At 44.0% G+C, this 14,820-nt stretch carries 12 protein-coding genes; 8 read left to right on the plus strand and 4 right to left on the minus strand.

The annotated features are described in order from the left end of the window. Window positions 1–80: 80 nt before the first annotated feature. On the plus strand, window positions 81–1,112 hold the full coding sequence (dusB, locus tag QO189_RS02040; RefSeq protein WP_371531293.1) for a tRNA dihydrouridine synthase DusB: 1,032 nt from the start codon (window positions 81–83) through the stop codon (window positions 1,110–1,112). A gap of 76 nt (window positions 1,113–1,188) precedes the next feature. Here the strand turns inward: dusB and QO189_RS02045 are convergent, their stop codons facing one another. Beyond that, on the minus strand, window positions 1,189–1,596 hold the full coding sequence (locus QO189_RS02045; RefSeq protein ID WP_371531294.1) for a DUF1622 domain-containing protein: 408 nt from the start codon (window positions 1,594–1,596) through the stop codon (window positions 1,189–1,191). A gap of 199 nt (window positions 1,597–1,795) precedes the next feature. Between QO189_RS02045 and QO189_RS02050 the strand changes: the two genes are divergently transcribed. Both QO189_RS02050 and QO189_RS02055 read left to right on the plus strand, forming a co-directional pair. Beyond that, the gene (locus tag QO189_RS02050) at window positions 1,796–2,683 is read left to right on the plus strand and encodes an SDR family NAD(P)-dependent oxidoreductase (RefSeq protein WP_201600931.1); all 888 of its coding nucleotides are present in this window, start codon (window positions 1,796–1,798) and stop codon (window positions 2,681–2,683) included. Window positions 2,684–3,112: 429 nt separating this feature from the next. Next, a complete protein-coding gene (locus QO189_RS02055; protein WP_371531295.1) occupies window positions 3,113–3,610 on the plus strand; it encodes a hypothetical protein in 498 nt (165 codons plus the stop codon). Between the two features lie 288 nt (window positions 3,611–3,898). Here the strand turns inward: QO189_RS02055 and QO189_RS02060 are convergent, their stop codons facing one another. The 3 genes from QO189_RS02060 to lipB all read right to left on the minus strand — a co-directional run bounded on the left by QO189_RS02060 (window position 3,899) and on the right by lipB (window position 6,103). Continuing rightward, the gene (locus QO189_RS02060; RefSeq protein ID WP_371531296.1) at window positions 3,899–4,366 is read right to left on the minus strand and encodes a hypothetical protein; all 468 of its coding nucleotides are present in this window, start codon (window positions 4,364–4,366) and stop codon (window positions 3,899–3,901) included. Between the two features lie 158 nt (window positions 4,367–4,524). Next, window positions 4,525–5,055, minus strand: a complete 531-nt coding sequence (locus QO189_RS02065) for an inorganic diphosphatase (protein ID WP_057759479.1) — start codon at window positions 5,053–5,055, stop codon at window positions 4,525–4,527. A 193-nt stretch (window positions 5,056–5,248) separates the two neighbouring features. Further along, the gene (gene lipB, locus QO189_RS02070) at window positions 5,249–6,103 is read right to left on the minus strand and encodes a lipoyl(octanoyl) transferase LipB (RefSeq protein WP_371531297.1); all 855 of its coding nucleotides are present in this window, start codon (window positions 6,101–6,103) and stop codon (window positions 5,249–5,251) included. 389 nt (window positions 6,104–6,492) lie between these two features. On the opposite strand from lipB, the gene QO189_RS02075 reads away from it, so the two are divergent. The 5 genes from QO189_RS02075 (at window position 6,493) to pncB (ending at window position 14,820) form a co-directional block, all read left to right on the plus strand. Further along, complete coding sequence (locus QO189_RS02075) at window positions 6,493–7,977, plus strand: coniferyl aldehyde dehydrogenase (RefSeq protein WP_371531298.1); 1,485 nt, start codon at window positions 6,493–6,495, stop codon at window positions 7,975–7,977. A 360-nt stretch (window positions 7,978–8,337) separates the two neighbouring features. Continuing rightward, on the plus strand, window positions 8,338–10,269 hold the full coding sequence (locus tag QO189_RS02080; RefSeq protein WP_371531299.1) for a glycine betaine ABC transporter substrate-binding protein: 1,932 nt from the start codon (window positions 8,338–8,340) through the stop codon (window positions 10,267–10,269). Window positions 10,270–10,333: 64 nt separating this feature from the next. Further along, complete coding sequence (locus tag QO189_RS02085; RefSeq protein WP_371531300.1) at window positions 10,334–11,227, plus strand: ATP-binding cassette domain-containing protein; 894 nt, start codon at window positions 10,334–10,336, stop codon at window positions 11,225–11,227. 317 nt (window positions 11,228–11,544) lie between these two features. Continuing rightward, window positions 11,545–13,290, plus strand: a complete 1,746-nt coding sequence (gene msrAB, locus QO189_RS02090) for a bifunctional peptide-methionine (S)-S-oxide reductase MsrA/peptide-methionine (R)-S-oxide reductase MsrB (RefSeq protein WP_371531455.1) — start codon at window positions 11,545–11,547, stop codon at window positions 13,288–13,290. A 303-nt stretch (window positions 13,291–13,593) separates the two neighbouring features. Further along, window positions 13,594–14,820: a nicotinate phosphoribosyltransferase gene (gene pncB, locus QO189_RS02095; protein WP_371531301.1), complete on the plus strand. Its 1,227-nt coding sequence runs from the start codon at window positions 13,594–13,596 to the stop codon at window positions 14,818–14,820.

Genomic DNA, 14,820 nt, shown 5'->3' on the forward strand with positions numbered 1-14,820 from the left:
ATTCACGTTAATAGCTTGCAATAAGTGCAGGAATCCTTAGAATAACGGCTTGTTTTCCTTACAAATCAAGCCGTTTTTTTATGTCTATTGATTCTCCTGTTTTACCTTCTTCCTCGACTTTGTCTGACCATCCATTGTTGCAGCCATTAAATATCGGTGGCCTGACGATTGAAAACCGTTTGATGGTCGCACCAATGGCAGGTGTGACTGATAACCCCTTTCGCCGATTGTGCAAATCCTTTGGCGCAGGTCATGCGGTTAGTGAGATGATCATCGCTGATACGGCACTTTATGCACGCAAAAAATCGCTATATCGTGCCAACTTTGATAACGAGATTGCGCCTATTTCTGCACAGATAGCAGGCGCAGAGCCAGATAAATTGGCTGAAGCGGCTCGTTATCAGATTGATAATGGCGCGCAGATTATCGATATCAATATGGGCTGTCCGGCCAAAAAGGTTTGTCGTAAGCTGGCAGGCTCAGCGCTGCTACAAGATGAGGATTTAGTAGCAAGACTGCTTGATGCCGCTGTAAATGCTGTTGATGCGCCTGTGACACTAAAAACACGATTGGGATTTGAGAATGGTCGCGAAAACATCCTACGAGTCGCCAAGCGTGCTGAGCAGGCCGGCATTGCCGCGATTGCCATCCATGGGCGTACGCGCGAGGATATGTATACGGGAGAGGCGCGTTACGAGTTAATACGCGAAGTCAAAGACAGCATTAGCATTCCTGTCATTGCGAATGGCGATATCGACAGCGCGCAAAAAGCGCAGCGTGTTTATGAAATGACAGGCTGTGATGCAGTGATGATTGGGCGAGCCGCGCAAGGGCAGCCGTGGATATTTCGTGATATCGAGCATTTTTTGCGTACTGGCGAGCGTCTAGATGCCCCTAGTGTCAGTGAGATAAAAGAGATTGTATTGGCACATTTGCAAGAGCTGTATGACTTTTACGGCGAGTACTCTGGCTGCCGTATCGCCCGCAAGCATATTGCGTGGTATACGACAGGCATCCCCAACTCTAACGCCTTCCGTCAAGCGATGTATGGCGAGGAGAGCACAGCAGGGCAGTTCCGCGTGGTTGAGAGTTTTTTGCAGACGCATGAGTAGTAATGGTCTGCACAGTTTCATCATGCTTATCATAATCATAAATCACTGATACGTCTTTCAATCCTGTTGATTAAAGCTATGTTTTATCAATAGGGGCGGCTTCATTGAAAGGCATAACATCAGGATTTTTCTCAGGTGTGGGCTTTTCTTTTTGCCAAGGGAATCGGCCTTCTAGCTCAACTTGTAGTGATAAGCTCAAAAACGTACGAATAAGCACGATAATACCCAATACCAAGACGCTGCGTAATGTCGGCTCTGTCACCACTGTTGCCATAATGTCTGCGGCAATCAGTACCTCAAGTCCCAAAAGAATGGATTTGCCAACGGTCTGTCTGATTTCTACGTAAGTATTGTGGTTCAGGCCGCCCGATATCCGAAATGCTTTGTAAAAAGCAAAGAGGAGTCCAAAAAACATAATTAAGACACCAATGACTTCGACTATCTTGGCAATCAAGTCAATATAGTGGGTTAGGTTTCCGATCAAAATAATGTCTCCTCTGTATCAGTCAGCAAAAAGTATGGCGCTAAACATCGTCACTATTATATGATGATATATCACTATAAACCTCTAAAACCGTCAAATTAACTATCCGCTACTGGTGTTTTGTTCACTGTATGCGATATTTTTTTGCTATGCTGTAAACGAATATTCATTGGCATAGGACAGACAAAAAGGACTTTTTATGGCTAATCCCTCGAAAAAAGCAATAACCAAAGCAGTAAAAGGTAAAAATATTATCATTACAGGCGCGTCAAGTGGTATTGGCGAGCGTACGGCTTTTTTATTAAGTGAGTGCGGGGCGCATGTGATTTTGTTGGCGCGTACCGAAGACAAACTAAAAACCGTCAAAGAAAATATTGAAATATTGGGTGGCAGGGCCAGTTATTATCCATGTGACCTTACCAATATGGATGAGATTGAAAAAACCAGCGAACAAATCCTTGCTGATTTTAAACATGTGGATGTATTGGTCAATAATGCTGGTCGTTCGATTCGCCGTTCAGTCCATGAGTCGGTCAACCGTTTTCATGACTTTGAGCGCACCATGGAGATCAATTATTTTGGCGCGGTCAAAATTATTCTTGGTTTCTTGCCGACGATGATTAGCCGCCAAACGGGTCAAGTCGTCAATATCTCGTCGATTGGTGTATTGGCCAACAGCCCTCGTTTTGCTGCGTATGTGGCGTCAAAATCTGCGCTAGATGCGTTTAGTCGTTGCTTAGCCGCGGAAGTCAAAGGCGATAATATCAAGGTCACCAATATCTTTATGCCCTTGGTACGTACCCCTATGATCGCCCCAACCAAGCTATACCGTTATATGCCAGCTTTGATGCCTGATGAAGCCGCATTAATGGTCGCAAAAGCGATTGTCCATAAGCCAAACAGTATCGCCAGTAACATGGGCAAATTTGCCTCAGCGACGTACTCGTTGGTGCCAGCATTTAACGTCGGTATTCAATCAATTGGTTATCGTATCTTCCCAAGTTCGACAGCAGCGCAAACGACTGACAGCAAGCCTAACTTTGCTCAGCGTGCCTTTGCTAGAATTCTCCCTGGTGAGCATCACTAAAATTGGCTTACTCTCAATTATTACGAAAACAAAAAAAGGATACGATAGTATCCTTTTTTAATGCCCTATCTATTTGTATTAATGTTCCTATAATATAAATAGGTAAGGCGTTAGTAGCCTTTTGTTCTTAGCAATTTACTTCGGTTAAAGTTTATTTACCATAATCCACCTTTATGGGAAGAAGTGCAGTTCCCTAGTGAGAACTTGAATCTACAGCTGTAGGCTAATGGTATCAAAGTGTTAAATGGATGAGATAGTCACAGTGTACTTCATGGCGTACATATTGATTGATTTAAGACTGTTTAAAGCTAAGAGAAAATAGAACCAAAGAGGAGCTCAGAGAGTATGCTCGTGATCCATACGACAGAAAGGGCGTCCCCTTACCTAGTTGGCTTAAATAGACAGAGTTTCATAATAAAGGTTTTGGTCATGTATAAATTTGAAGAAATACTACCTTTGATTGAAAAGAGTTTTGGAGAAGTATGTTGTCGAAAGCGAGTACGTTTTGGTAATAGCGTGAGTATAGATTTTGGAAATAAAGTATCTCATAATAAATCCAAAATGGCAGATCCCTTCTATGGTGAATGGAGTTTTAGTTGCTATCATAAACTGTGGCGGATTTTGAAAGGTAATAAAATAATTCTTGAAGGTCAGAATGACTTTGTCAATTACGAAGAGACAGATAGCATCCTGCAGCAAATTTCTTTTGGGAGATTGATAGAAGTCACAGTCATAAATACTCTTAATATAGCTATGATACTTGATAATGACATTCGCATAGAGTTTTTAGCTTGTAGCGAAGAAGAAGATACCTTTGAAGTTCTTTTACCTCACAATAGATGCCTTGTTTATTATGCTAGCCAAGGCTGGGAATACGGCAGGGGCGATTTGCCATGGCCAAATCATCTTGAGCTTAATCATGAATAAAGAATAGACTTTGTATTCAACTCGTTAAAATAAGCAATAAAAGTCTCAGCTATATCAGAAATCATAATATCTAAAGTATACCTCAACGGAACCAGCTATTTCACTCTTCAAACCTATTAACAGACTACTTAAAGCAGACTGCTATAATGGAACCACTTATAACAGACTAGCGAAACCAGCAGGCCTTGTTAGGCTTTTCTATTGTCCAGCCTGTGAGTAACAATACTCGCAGGCTACAGTATCAGCGATAAATGGTTCTATAAAAAGTATCGCGATTCAGTACTTGATTTAAACAAACACTCGCCACAATATCCAAAATATACCTATCATCAAGACAGCGATGACGAGTAATCGTTTTAGCCAATAAGGGAGCAAAGGTTTCTTATAGCCCAAGTCATTCAGCTGACCATCGACACCATCTTGTAAGCTCTTAAATCCTTGGCTTTGCTTGGTGGTTTTGGCACGATTTTTTACCAATGGTCCAGGCCCATCATCAATCTCTTGCTCTCTATCGAAGCTAATGGCCTGATTGGGGATACCTTGTTTGCTAGCGATGGTATTGAGCTTTTGCTGTTGTTTTACCTTTAGTGCTGTCTCATAGGCATCAATCCTAGTTTTGGCTTCATCCATACTGATGTTTTCGTCTGCCGCCAACGTTTTGATGGCCATTACCAAGTTGTTTTTTTCGACCATCATGATGACGTCTTTTGGCAACTTGGTATTGACCGGCTTTTTGCTAGGGTCGGGGTTAAACATGGCTGTCCTTATTACGGCGTATGCGTGTGAATGAGTAATAGGGTTTATTATAACCATTTTACACAAGCGATATTCAAACAAAAAAATACCGCGATCACATTGCGATCGCGGTATTTTGGTATTTATCTATGATTAGCATTTATGCCAATTTTGATAAATTATAGGTCTTTCCAGCGTTGGATAGATTCTTTGATGACTTCTTTTGCTTCCGCAACATCACCCCAAGATTCAACTACAGTAGTGCCCGCTTTTTTCAGGTCTTTATAGTGGCTGAAATGGAACTCTAGTTGGTTGATAAGTTGCTTTGGTAGGTCTTCTAGGCTGTTGTAAGCATTACCTGTGTCACGGTCATCAGCAGGTACGACAACGATCTTGTCATCTACTTCGCCATCATCAACAAACTTCATCACACCGATGACTTTGGCTTTTAGGAAGATACCAGTCGGTAGTGGCTGTTCAGTCAATAGCAATACATCAAGCTCATCGCCATCTTCGTCAAGCGTTTGCGGGATGAAACCATAGTTACATGGCTTAGCAAAAATCTGTGGGTCAATACGATCAAGCTCAAATACGGCCAATTCGCGATTCCACTCAATTTTATGGCTGCTACCAGCTGGGATCTCTACGACTACGTTGATGATACCGCCGTCTACGTCGCCTGCGTCCAAAATTTTATTAAAATCTGCCATGAAATACTCCAATTTGCTTTTGTTTTAGAGGTTTGAATGATTGATGTAGCTAGGGATACTGCAAAATTTTTACCGCACCCGATTTGTACTGGGTGCGATTATAACAAGTTTGGTCTAAATTTTCTCTTAATGCTTAAGTCTAAGCGTGCAAGATATTATGCAAAAAAAGATTATGCAAAAATGGACTCAAAACTTACTTTGGCGCGATGGCTCTCAATTCAATCAGTCCAGCATGACGCTTGGCGATATTATCGATAAGTTTTTGGGTGACTATCTTGTAGTTTAATGCGTCGCTGATTTGCTGAGTCGTTTGTGTTTCTGATTCTTTTTGCTCTGATTCTGTTTGCATGGCTACAAAATCAGACAAGCGCAACATCTGCATCCCCGCATAACCGCAGGGATTGATAGCATTGAATGCTGACAAATCACAGTCTAAGTTAATCGCGATACCATGATAGCTAAAGCCATGCTTAATCTTGAAGCCCAACGACGCTATTTTTCCAAGCATAATCTTATTATCAAGAGCTGGGTTATCTAGCGAGTTGCTATTAGCATTGCTACTGTCATCCGCTACAGTGGGGTCAGAATAAATGTAAACGCCAGGTGCATCACGGCGGGCATGGGCACTGATATTGTCACGACTAGATGGCGAGCTATGCAGACAGTCATTGACGACGTCTTCGATCGCTTGCTCAGCGTGGGAGACCAGATGGCGCACACTCCAGCCCAAACTGTTTAAGTCAAACAACCAATAAAGGACCAGCTGTCCGTGACCATGCCAAGTTACCTGACCACCGCGGTCGGTCTTGATGATAGGCGTATCGGTGCGCTGCAATATGTGTTCTTCTTTGCCTGCTTGTCCAAGCGTATAAACATCGTTATGATCAACGATCCATAACTCATCAGGCGTACGTAGTCCTTGCCGTTTTTTTAGATCGATACGTTCGAGAGTACGTGACAGCATGGCATCGAGAGTGGGAACATAATCGGCTGCTGACAGAGATTTACTGATTAGCATGTCATTGAGCGGTTGTGTGTCGTTTTGCATGAGCGTGTCTGTCTTATTATTGTCTGGTTTAAATATAGATAATATCAATAGGTAGTGTAGCAGTTTTGGTGTCTATCACCCAAAGTTTATCTGCAGTCTAGTATCGGATTTGGTATGTGAGTACCTATAGGAAATGCGCTAGAAAAAATTAGAACCATTTTAATATCATGGCTTTAGTGGACTATTACAAACGCAGCAGTCAATGAAAGATGCTGTTCATTGCACAGTTGATGCGCTACATTAAAGTATAATGAATGGAATCTGATGAAATTGACAGTCAGGGCAGGTTATTAAAGCGCGCGCCTGACTAGAAAGACAGCGCCTATAACCCAATATAATGTAGTGACTACACGACATATGAGTACATGTGACTACGACAAGGAAGACAAATGACAGATAGCAACCAAAATGCCCATGAGCAGGCACCAACCGATGCAAGTTTTGCGCTGCAGCGTATGCCTGAAGCACTGAGTACCGCAAAAACCATCGATGAGATGAAATCTCAATTTTCACGCCTGCAAACATTGAGCCGTACGCGGCCGATCAATGACTGGGGCACTCGTGAGACTCAGCTAGATAATTTAGAAGTGATGCTGAGCGACAATCAAGAAAGCTTTGCAAAAGCAATCAGCGCAGACTTTGGGTATCGTAGCCAATCAGAGACTCAGTTTGCGGAGCTGTTTCCGAGCTTCACAGGTATCAGTCACGCCAAAAAACACGGCAAAAAGTGGATGAAAGCACATCGCGCGCCTATTTCAGCGCTGTATATGCCAGCTCACAATGAGATTCAGCCGCAGCCATTGGGTGTGGTCGGCATTATGGTGCCGTGGAACTATCCGTTATTTTTGGCGATTGGTCCAATGATTGATGCAATCACCGCGGGTAATCGAATCATGGTCAAAATGAGCGAAGCCGCGCCGCAGTTTGCTCAGACATTTGCTGATGCCATTTCTCGTTATTTTTCGCCAGATATGATCTGTGTGGTACTGGGCGAGGTTGATATTGCTGCTGCTTTTAGTGAGTTGCCATTTGACCACTTGCTATACACGGGTTCGACTGCTGTAGGCAAAAAAGTGATGGCAGCCGCCGCGCCTAACTTGACACCAGTGACGCTTGAGCTTGGTGGTAAGTCACCAGTGATTGTATTGGATGATGCCAATCTAGAGTCGGTGGTCAACCGTGTCATGATGGGCAAAACACTAAATGCAGGTCAGACTTGTATTGCCCCAGACTATGTATTGATTCAGCGTCAATATCATGACCAGTTTATCCACTTGGCAAAAGAGTGGATGGCCAAGCACTATCCCAATATCGAAAACAATCCAGACTATTCACGCATTATCAATGGTGAGCAGTTTAAACGGGTTAAGGGCTACCTAGATGCGCTAACAGGTGATGAGATACACGCACTTACTGCGGTTGAGCCCAATATAGAAACGCGTCTGATGCCACCAGTTATTGTGAGTGAGCCTGCGCCTGATAGCGATCTGATGCAAAATGAGATTTTTGCCCCAATCCTGCCGCTCATGCACTATGAGACACTCGACGATGCGATCTATTTTGTGAACTCGCGTCCACGGCCACTGGCGCTATATGTCTTTAGTGACAACTATAGCAGCGTCGAAAACGTACGTAATAATACGGTCTCTGGTGGCTTATGTATCAATGAAGTGATCATGCATGTCGCCCAGCATGACTTACCGTTTGGTGGGGTAGGTGACTCTGGTACGGGTGCATACCATGGCAAAGCGGGCTTTGAGCGCTTGAGCCATATGAAACCTGTCTTTGTACAGACCAAGCTCAATGGTCTCAATTTCTTATTGCCGCCTTATGGTGGACTGTTTAAAAAGGCGATGGCACTGTTTTTGAAATAGTTGCCCTATGGGAGTTATTCAAAAATTGATTTTGAACTCTCTTCATTTGATACCATAATCTATAGGACTTATATCTATAGCACCTATCAAAATAGGTGCTATTTTTTTCCAAAAAATCAAAGGTTAGCATTGGGGGAAGTGTTATCAATGATAGTGTTTATATCTGCATGGCCTGAAGTTGAATCATCTCAGTAATCGATAAATAAGCATTTGTTATTACTCCTATAAGTCGCTACACTTTGTAGTAAGCCTAAACAACAGTGGATGATTCATAGATGTTATGAATCAACATGGTATCGTGAAATTCTGTGGTTTTGATGCTTCTTTCATGCCAGTAAAAAACAATAAATAGGACAGAACATGCGCCAATGGATTGCATTAAGTTTACTGTGTATGAGCGCGTTGTTGCTGCCTGTATCAGCATCCGCAGCTTGTGAGTCACCAATCAAGTTTGGCGCACTGACGTGGGAGAGCGGACAGTTTACCTCTGGGGTGCTTAAGTATATCGCTGAAGATGGTTATGGTTGCACGGTAGAAGAAGTGCCAGGAGCAGGACCTGCGCTTGAGACTGCATTGTCTCAAAACGATATTCAGATCATCGGTGAGCAGTGGATTGGACGCTCACCAATTATGGAAGATGCCATTGCACAGAATAAAGTGGCCGTCATTGGCGATACACTCAAAGGCGGCGCAACCCAAGGCTGGTATGTCCCAAAATACGTGTTGGAAGAAAACCCAGGGTTGCGCAGCTATCAAGACTTGCCCAAATATGCTGATCTATTCAAAGACCCTGAAGATCCGAGCAGATCTCGCTTTATGAACTGTCCCTCTGGCTGGACCTGTGAGATATTTAATACGCGTCTGCTAAAAAATACGGGGCTCGATAGTATTTTTAACAATGCTCATCCCGGTACTGGCGCTGCGCTCGATGCCGAAATCGCCTCTGCTTTTGAGCAGCACAAGCCGCTATTGTTTTACTACTGGCAACCCACGGGGCTAATGGCAAAATATGACTTTGCGCCCTTGGATTTCCCAGATCACAAAGATGCCTGCTGGCAAGACCTATTACTCGCTGACGGCACATCTGATTGCGTATCTGGTTTTCCAGTATCGCCGCTAGGTATTGCCGTATCTACCCCATTTATCGAATCTAACCCTGAGCTAGCAGAGGTCTTCAAAAAGGTGCAGTTTACGCCTGATGAGCTGAACGGCGCTATCTTGGAAATGAGTGAGAGTAAGCGTAGTGGCGATGAGCAGGCGTTGGCATTTTTGCGTGATAACCCAAATATTTGGAAAGGATGGTTATCTGAAGACGCTGCTACCAATCTTGCGACTAAGCTCGGCATTAGCTTAAACGGTGCTGTTATCAATGCTGATACAGCTGCCTCTAGTAGTGATCAGTCAGCACTTTCATCCAGCTTCCCTTCGTGGTCGCTTGAGACCCCGCTCAACAATGCCTTATCAAGCGTCGTCCAAAACTATGGAGACGTATTTCGTACTATTAGCACAGTGACACTCACGTATTTGCTCTTACCCATTGAGCGATTATTAACGATTATTCCACCTTGGCTCATTATCGCGCTTGTGACGGTGCTTGCTTGGTTTGGTGTACGCAAGATTTGGTTCGCGCTGGCATGCGGTGCAGGGCTGTTTTTGATTGGTGCTTTTGGGTTATGGGGTGCGCTGATTGATACCTTGGCGTTACTCATCGTATCCGTACTGGTCACGGTGGTGATCGGTATTCCTATCGGTATTGCTATGTCGGGTAGCAAGCTGCTGCGCAAGATTGTGACGCCAGTACTCGATGTAATGCAGACGATGCCAAGCTTTGTGTATCTCATACCGGTGCTAATGCTGTTTGGTATTGGTAAAGTGCCTGCACTCTTTGCAACGGTTATTTATGCGCTGCCACCACTGATTCGCCTGACAACGTTGGGTATCACGCAAGTTAATCATGAAATGGTCGAAGCAGGACGCTCTTTTGGTAGTACGCATTTACAGCTACTCATTTGGATCAAACTGCCACAAGCACTGCCTAGTATCATGGCAGGTATTAATCAAGCGGTAATGATGTCGCTTGCGATGGTGGTACTGGCGTCGATGATTGGTGCCCCGGGCCTTGGTGAAGATGTATTGCAATCTATCCAAACGCTTAATATCGGGCAAGGCTTACAAGCGGGTACGGCTATCGTTATCGTCGCCATTATTATTGACCGCATTACTCAAGCCTTTGGTCAAGGAAAGCGCGCTCGTCAAAAAACGATCAAAGCAGGCAGGCGTCCGATTGGGTAGTAATGCGTCCAATAGTCAATGAGTAAAGCCAGCATAAAAAATCAAGCAAATAGCGAGAGTCACGATGAATCATATCCAGCTAAAAAATATCAGTAAAATCTATAATGCCAATAGCACGCAAGCCCAGTCTGCAATGGCGTTACTGGCTGAGGGTATGGATAGCGTTGCTGTCAAAGAACAAACGGGCTACTCGGTGGGGCTCTACGATATCAACTTGGATATCAAGGCAGGCGAGCTACATTGCATCATGGGGTTATCAGGTTCTGGCAAATCGACCTTGATACGTCATCTCAACCGCTTGATTGATCCAACCAGCGGCGAGATATGGGTTAACACGACGGTCAATACTAAAACGCACGCCAAGGTTAATACTCAGGCAAACACTGCGCCAGTAGACGAAAGCTCATCTAACGCTATCAATATTTTAGAACTCAATGATAAACAATTGCAGCACTACCGCCAGCAGACAGTCAGCATGGTTTTCCAGCATTTCGGCTTAGTTCCGCACATGACAGTCATCCAAAATGTGGCTTATGGTCTGCGTGTGCGTAAAATGAGTGTAAGCGAGCGACATGAAACAGCGCGACATTGGCTCAATGAAGTGGGGCTTACCAATTTAGAGCACAGTTATCCTGATGAGTTATCTGGCGGGATGCAGCAGCGTGTTGGGCTGGCTCGAGCCTTAGCAACGGACAATCCCATCTTACTAATGGATGAGGCGTTCTCTGCGCTTGATCCCCTCATTCGTGCCCAGTTGCAGGATCAACTGCTTGCATTGCAAGATCGACTCAATAAAACCATTGTTTTTATCACCCATGATATTGATGAGGCAGTCAAAGTCGGTCAGCGCATCAGTATCCTAAATGGTGGACGCTTAATACAGACAGGTACACCAAACGACTTACGACACAATCCTGCCGACGACTATGTCGAGCAATTTATGAGTGCAAAAGCGTGATATACACTGGTTATTGTATTGAAGCGCCCTCTATATCAGGACTCTTACTATCCTGTTAAATAAGTGTAGCTATCGACAGCTTACTATTAAAGTAGGCTCCAATAGCGTTGTATACTATTAAGACAAACTAATGCGTTTCAACAATCCGAATCACTGTCTCTCCACTATTTTTCAAAGTCTTATCTCTTTAACTTGAGTTCCCTCATAATAGAATTTTGAGCTATTTACTCGCTCATGGTTGCCAAAACTAGTACCATCCGTAACAAGGACACGTCATGTCATATAAAAACAATCAAAAAAATAGTAATCATGAAGAAATTAAGAAACCTCGCTCATCAAGCTGGCTAAAAAACGTTAGCGCCTTTAGCATGACGACAGTGCTGAGTGCAGGCATATTAGTCGCCTGTGGCCAGATGAGCAATGCAGAAAGCAGCGCAAGCAGTAGTACCAAATCAGGTAGTCAAAATACTGGCGTCACCAGCTCGCGTGACATGTTGCCCTCTGATATGCTCAAACAAATGCAAGCATTGCCGCAGCTAACAAAAGGGCTGGGCGATACGGGGGCTGCAGTGATCGATCCTAATAAGCCGACCTTGGTAAAATTTTGGGCGAGTTGGTGTCCGCTATGTTTGGGCACATTGGAGGAGACTGAGACGTGGCGCACTGATCCTAAGTTTTCAGGCTTAAACGTGGTGACAGTCGCCAGCCCCGGTCATCTTAATGAAAAAGCTGATGGTGAATTTAGTACTTGGTATGCGGGCGTACAGGCTGACTACCCAAACTTGCCTGTCTTGACTGACCCTTCAGGCGAGCTCATCAATAAGCTTGGCGTGCAAGTTTATCCGAGCTGGGCTATCCTTGATAAAAATGGCAATCTGGTACACTTGGTAAAAGGTAATATATCAGCAGAGCAGGCTTATGCACTTGCCGAAAATGCAGATAATGGCTTTGCTGAGCTCAAAGCAGGTAACGCCAAACCTGCCAATGCACAATCATCAGACAATAATAAAATCGAAACCATCAAGCAAAAAGATGGTGTGTATTACAATGAGACAGGCAAACCAATCAACACCCGCTCAATCTACCTTGCAGGGGGCTGTTTTTGGGGTGTTGAAGCTTATATGGAGCGCGTTGATGGCGTCATCGATGCCGTATCAGGTTACGCCAATGGCGATACAGCCAACCCAAGCTATGAGCAGGTCATTCGTGGCTCAGGGCATGCAGAAACCGTAAAAGTTACCTATGATGCCGACAAAACAGACCTCGATACCATCTTAAAATACTATTTCCGAGTGGTTGATCCAACGAGCTTAAATAAGCAAGGCAATGATCGCGGTGTGCAGTATCGCTCAGGTGTGTATTACACTGACAAAGAAGACAAAGCGGTGATTGATGCTGCGCTCAAGCGTGTACAAAGCAAATACGAGCAAAAAGTTGTGGTCGAGAACGAGCCCTTAGATAATTTCTATTTGGCTGAGATGTACCATCAAGATTATCTAGCAAAAAATCCAAATGGCTATTGTCATATTGATTTGAGTCTTGCTGATGATAAGCCTGAAGGGGCAGCTCGTACCAAACTTGCGCCAGCTAATACGGTCGCTGAGACGTTAGATCCCAAGCGCTATGCTAAATTTGACAAAGATGCGCTAAAGAACACATTGACCAAAGCGCAGTACAATATCACGCAAGAGGCTGGGACGGAACGTGCCTTTAGTCATGAATATGACGATTTGTTTGCGCCAGGTATTTATGTCGACGTGGTCAGTGGTGAGCCGTTGTTTTTGTCGACGGACAAATACCAATCAGGCTGCGGCTGGCCCAGCTTTACCAAGCCTATTGATATGCAAGTGATTACCCAGCATCAGGATAATGCCTTTAATATGATACGTACTGAAGTTCGTTCCCGCGTGGCTGACTCACATCTGGGTCATGTATTTCCTGACGGTCCAAAAGACCGTGGCGGGCTGCGTTATTGTATCAATGGCGGGGCGCTACAGTTCATCCCAGTGAGTGTGATGCCGCAATCGGGCTATGCACCCTTGGTAAAACTGGTTAAATCATAGTCGTTTTATTGCCACCTTTGAATAGATAAAAAAGGCGCTAAGTTCAATCTTAGCGTCTTTTTTGTTTCATGTAGCTATTAGATATTTGATTGTCATTTTCGCTAGTTGTACGAATTTTGCTGCAATCTAACGCGAATTCTGAAATAAACCCCAAACTTCGTTATACTTGATGGCTTATTGGTAATGCACACTCTATGAGTGTCTATTATTTATTATCCAGATAGCATTTATTATTCAGACATAAGGTCGCTTGGTCGTTTCGGTGACGCTTGTTTCTCATTTCTGCACTTTTAAGGCCATAGCATGACTGCTACCTATTCACCCATTATTACCTCACTGCTAGATAATGATTTGTACAAATTTACGATGTTACAAGCTATGCTGCATCAGTTTCCACAGACACATGGCGTGTATCGTTTTCGCTGCCGCAATAACAAAGAGTCGGCTTATCCACTGGCCGATATTCAAAAAGATCTAGAGCAGCAACTAGATAGCCTGTGTGAGCTGCGTTTTTTGCCAGATGAGTTGGACTACCTTCGTAGTTTGCGCTTTATGCGTTCAGACTTTGTCGATTATCTTGAGTTATTTAAGTTAAAACGCCGGTTTATTACCGTCAGTACCGATGAAAAAGGTCGTTTATCTATCGATATCGAAGGACCGATGATTCAGGCAATGTTCTTTGAAGTATTTGTACTGGCTATCGTCAATGAGCTTTATTTTAATGCGTTATCGAACGATAGTGTGATTGAAGAAGGGCAACGTCGCCTTGATGGAAAAGTAGCGCTGTTGCATCAATATGCCCTAGAGCAGGCAAAATATGGGCGTGATATACCGCCATTTATCGTCGCTGATTTTGGGACGCGTCGACGCTTTAGTAAACGCTGGCAGGCACATGTGGTGGAGACATTACATAAAGCTGAGCCAAAAATCGTGGGCGGTACATCCAATGTATATCTGGCAAAACAGCTAGGAATGACGCCGATAGGCACGATGGCACATGAGTTTATGCAAGCATTTCAGGCATTAGATGTGCGTTTGCGTGATTCACAAAAGGCCGCGCTTGAAGCGTGGGTGCATGAGTATCGTGGCGATTTGGGTATTGCATTGACAGACGTGGTCGGTATGGATGCGTTCTTGCGCGACTTTGATTTGTATTTTGCCAAGCTCTTTGATGGGTTACGGCACGATAGTGGCGACCCTTATATCTGGGGTGATAAGGCAGTGGCACATTATGAAAAGCTAAAGATAGATCCAAAGACAAAGATTTTGACTTTCAGTGATGGGCTGGATTTAGAAAAGGCTTGGGAGTTGCATCAATACTTCAAAGATCGTATTAGAACCAGCTTTGGTATTGGCACCAATTTGACCAATGACATGGGCATTACACCGATCAATATCGTACTTAAATTAGTGGAGTGCAATGGTCAGCCAGTGGCCAAGCTGTCTGATAGCCCAGGCAAGACCATGATTAATAATGACACGTATCTTGCCTATCTACGCCAAGTCTTTGAAGTTGATGAGCCTGAATAA

The sequence above is a fragment of the Psychrobacter sp. Arc29 genome, assembly GCF_041431175.1.
Classification (GTDB): Bacteria; Pseudomonadota; Gammaproteobacteria; order Pseudomonadales; family Moraxellaceae; genus Psychrobacter.

Excerpts from the sequence above, each read along its gene's own strand:
- dusB (WP_371531293.1), top strand. The coding sequence starts at position 81 with ATGTCTATTGATTCTCCTGTTTTACCTTCTTCCTCGACTTTGTCTGAC.
- QO189_RS02050 (WP_201600931.1), top strand. The coding sequence starts at position 1,796 with ATGGCTAATCCCTCGAAAAAAGCAATAACCAAAGCAGTAAAAGGTAAA.
- QO189_RS02055 (WP_371531295.1), top strand. The coding sequence starts at position 3,113 with ATGTATAAATTTGAAGAAATACTACCTTTGATTGAAAAGAGTTTTGGA.
- QO189_RS02060 (WP_371531296.1), bottom strand. The coding sequence starts at position 4,366 with ATGTTTAACCCCGACCCTAGCAAAAAGCCGGTCAATACCAAGTTGCCA.
- QO189_RS02065 (WP_057759479.1), bottom strand. The coding sequence starts at position 5,055 with ATGGCAGATTTTAATAAAATTTTGGACGCAGGCGACGTAGACGGCGGT.
- lipB (WP_371531297.1), bottom strand. The coding sequence starts at position 6,103 with ATGCAAAACGACACACAACCGCTCAATGACATGCTAATCAGTAAATCT.
- QO189_RS02075 (WP_371531298.1), top strand. The coding sequence starts at position 6,493 with ATGACAGATAGCAACCAAAATGCCCATGAGCAGGCACCAACCGATGCA.
- QO189_RS02080 (WP_371531299.1), top strand. The coding sequence starts at position 8,338 with ATGCGCCAATGGATTGCATTAAGTTTACTGTGTATGAGCGCGTTGTTG.
- QO189_RS02085 (WP_371531300.1), top strand. The coding sequence starts at position 10,334 with ATGAATCATATCCAGCTAAAAAATATCAGTAAAATCTATAATGCCAAT.
- pncB (WP_371531301.1), top strand. The coding sequence starts at position 13,594 with ATGACTGCTACCTATTCACCCATTATTACCTCACTGCTAGATAATGAT.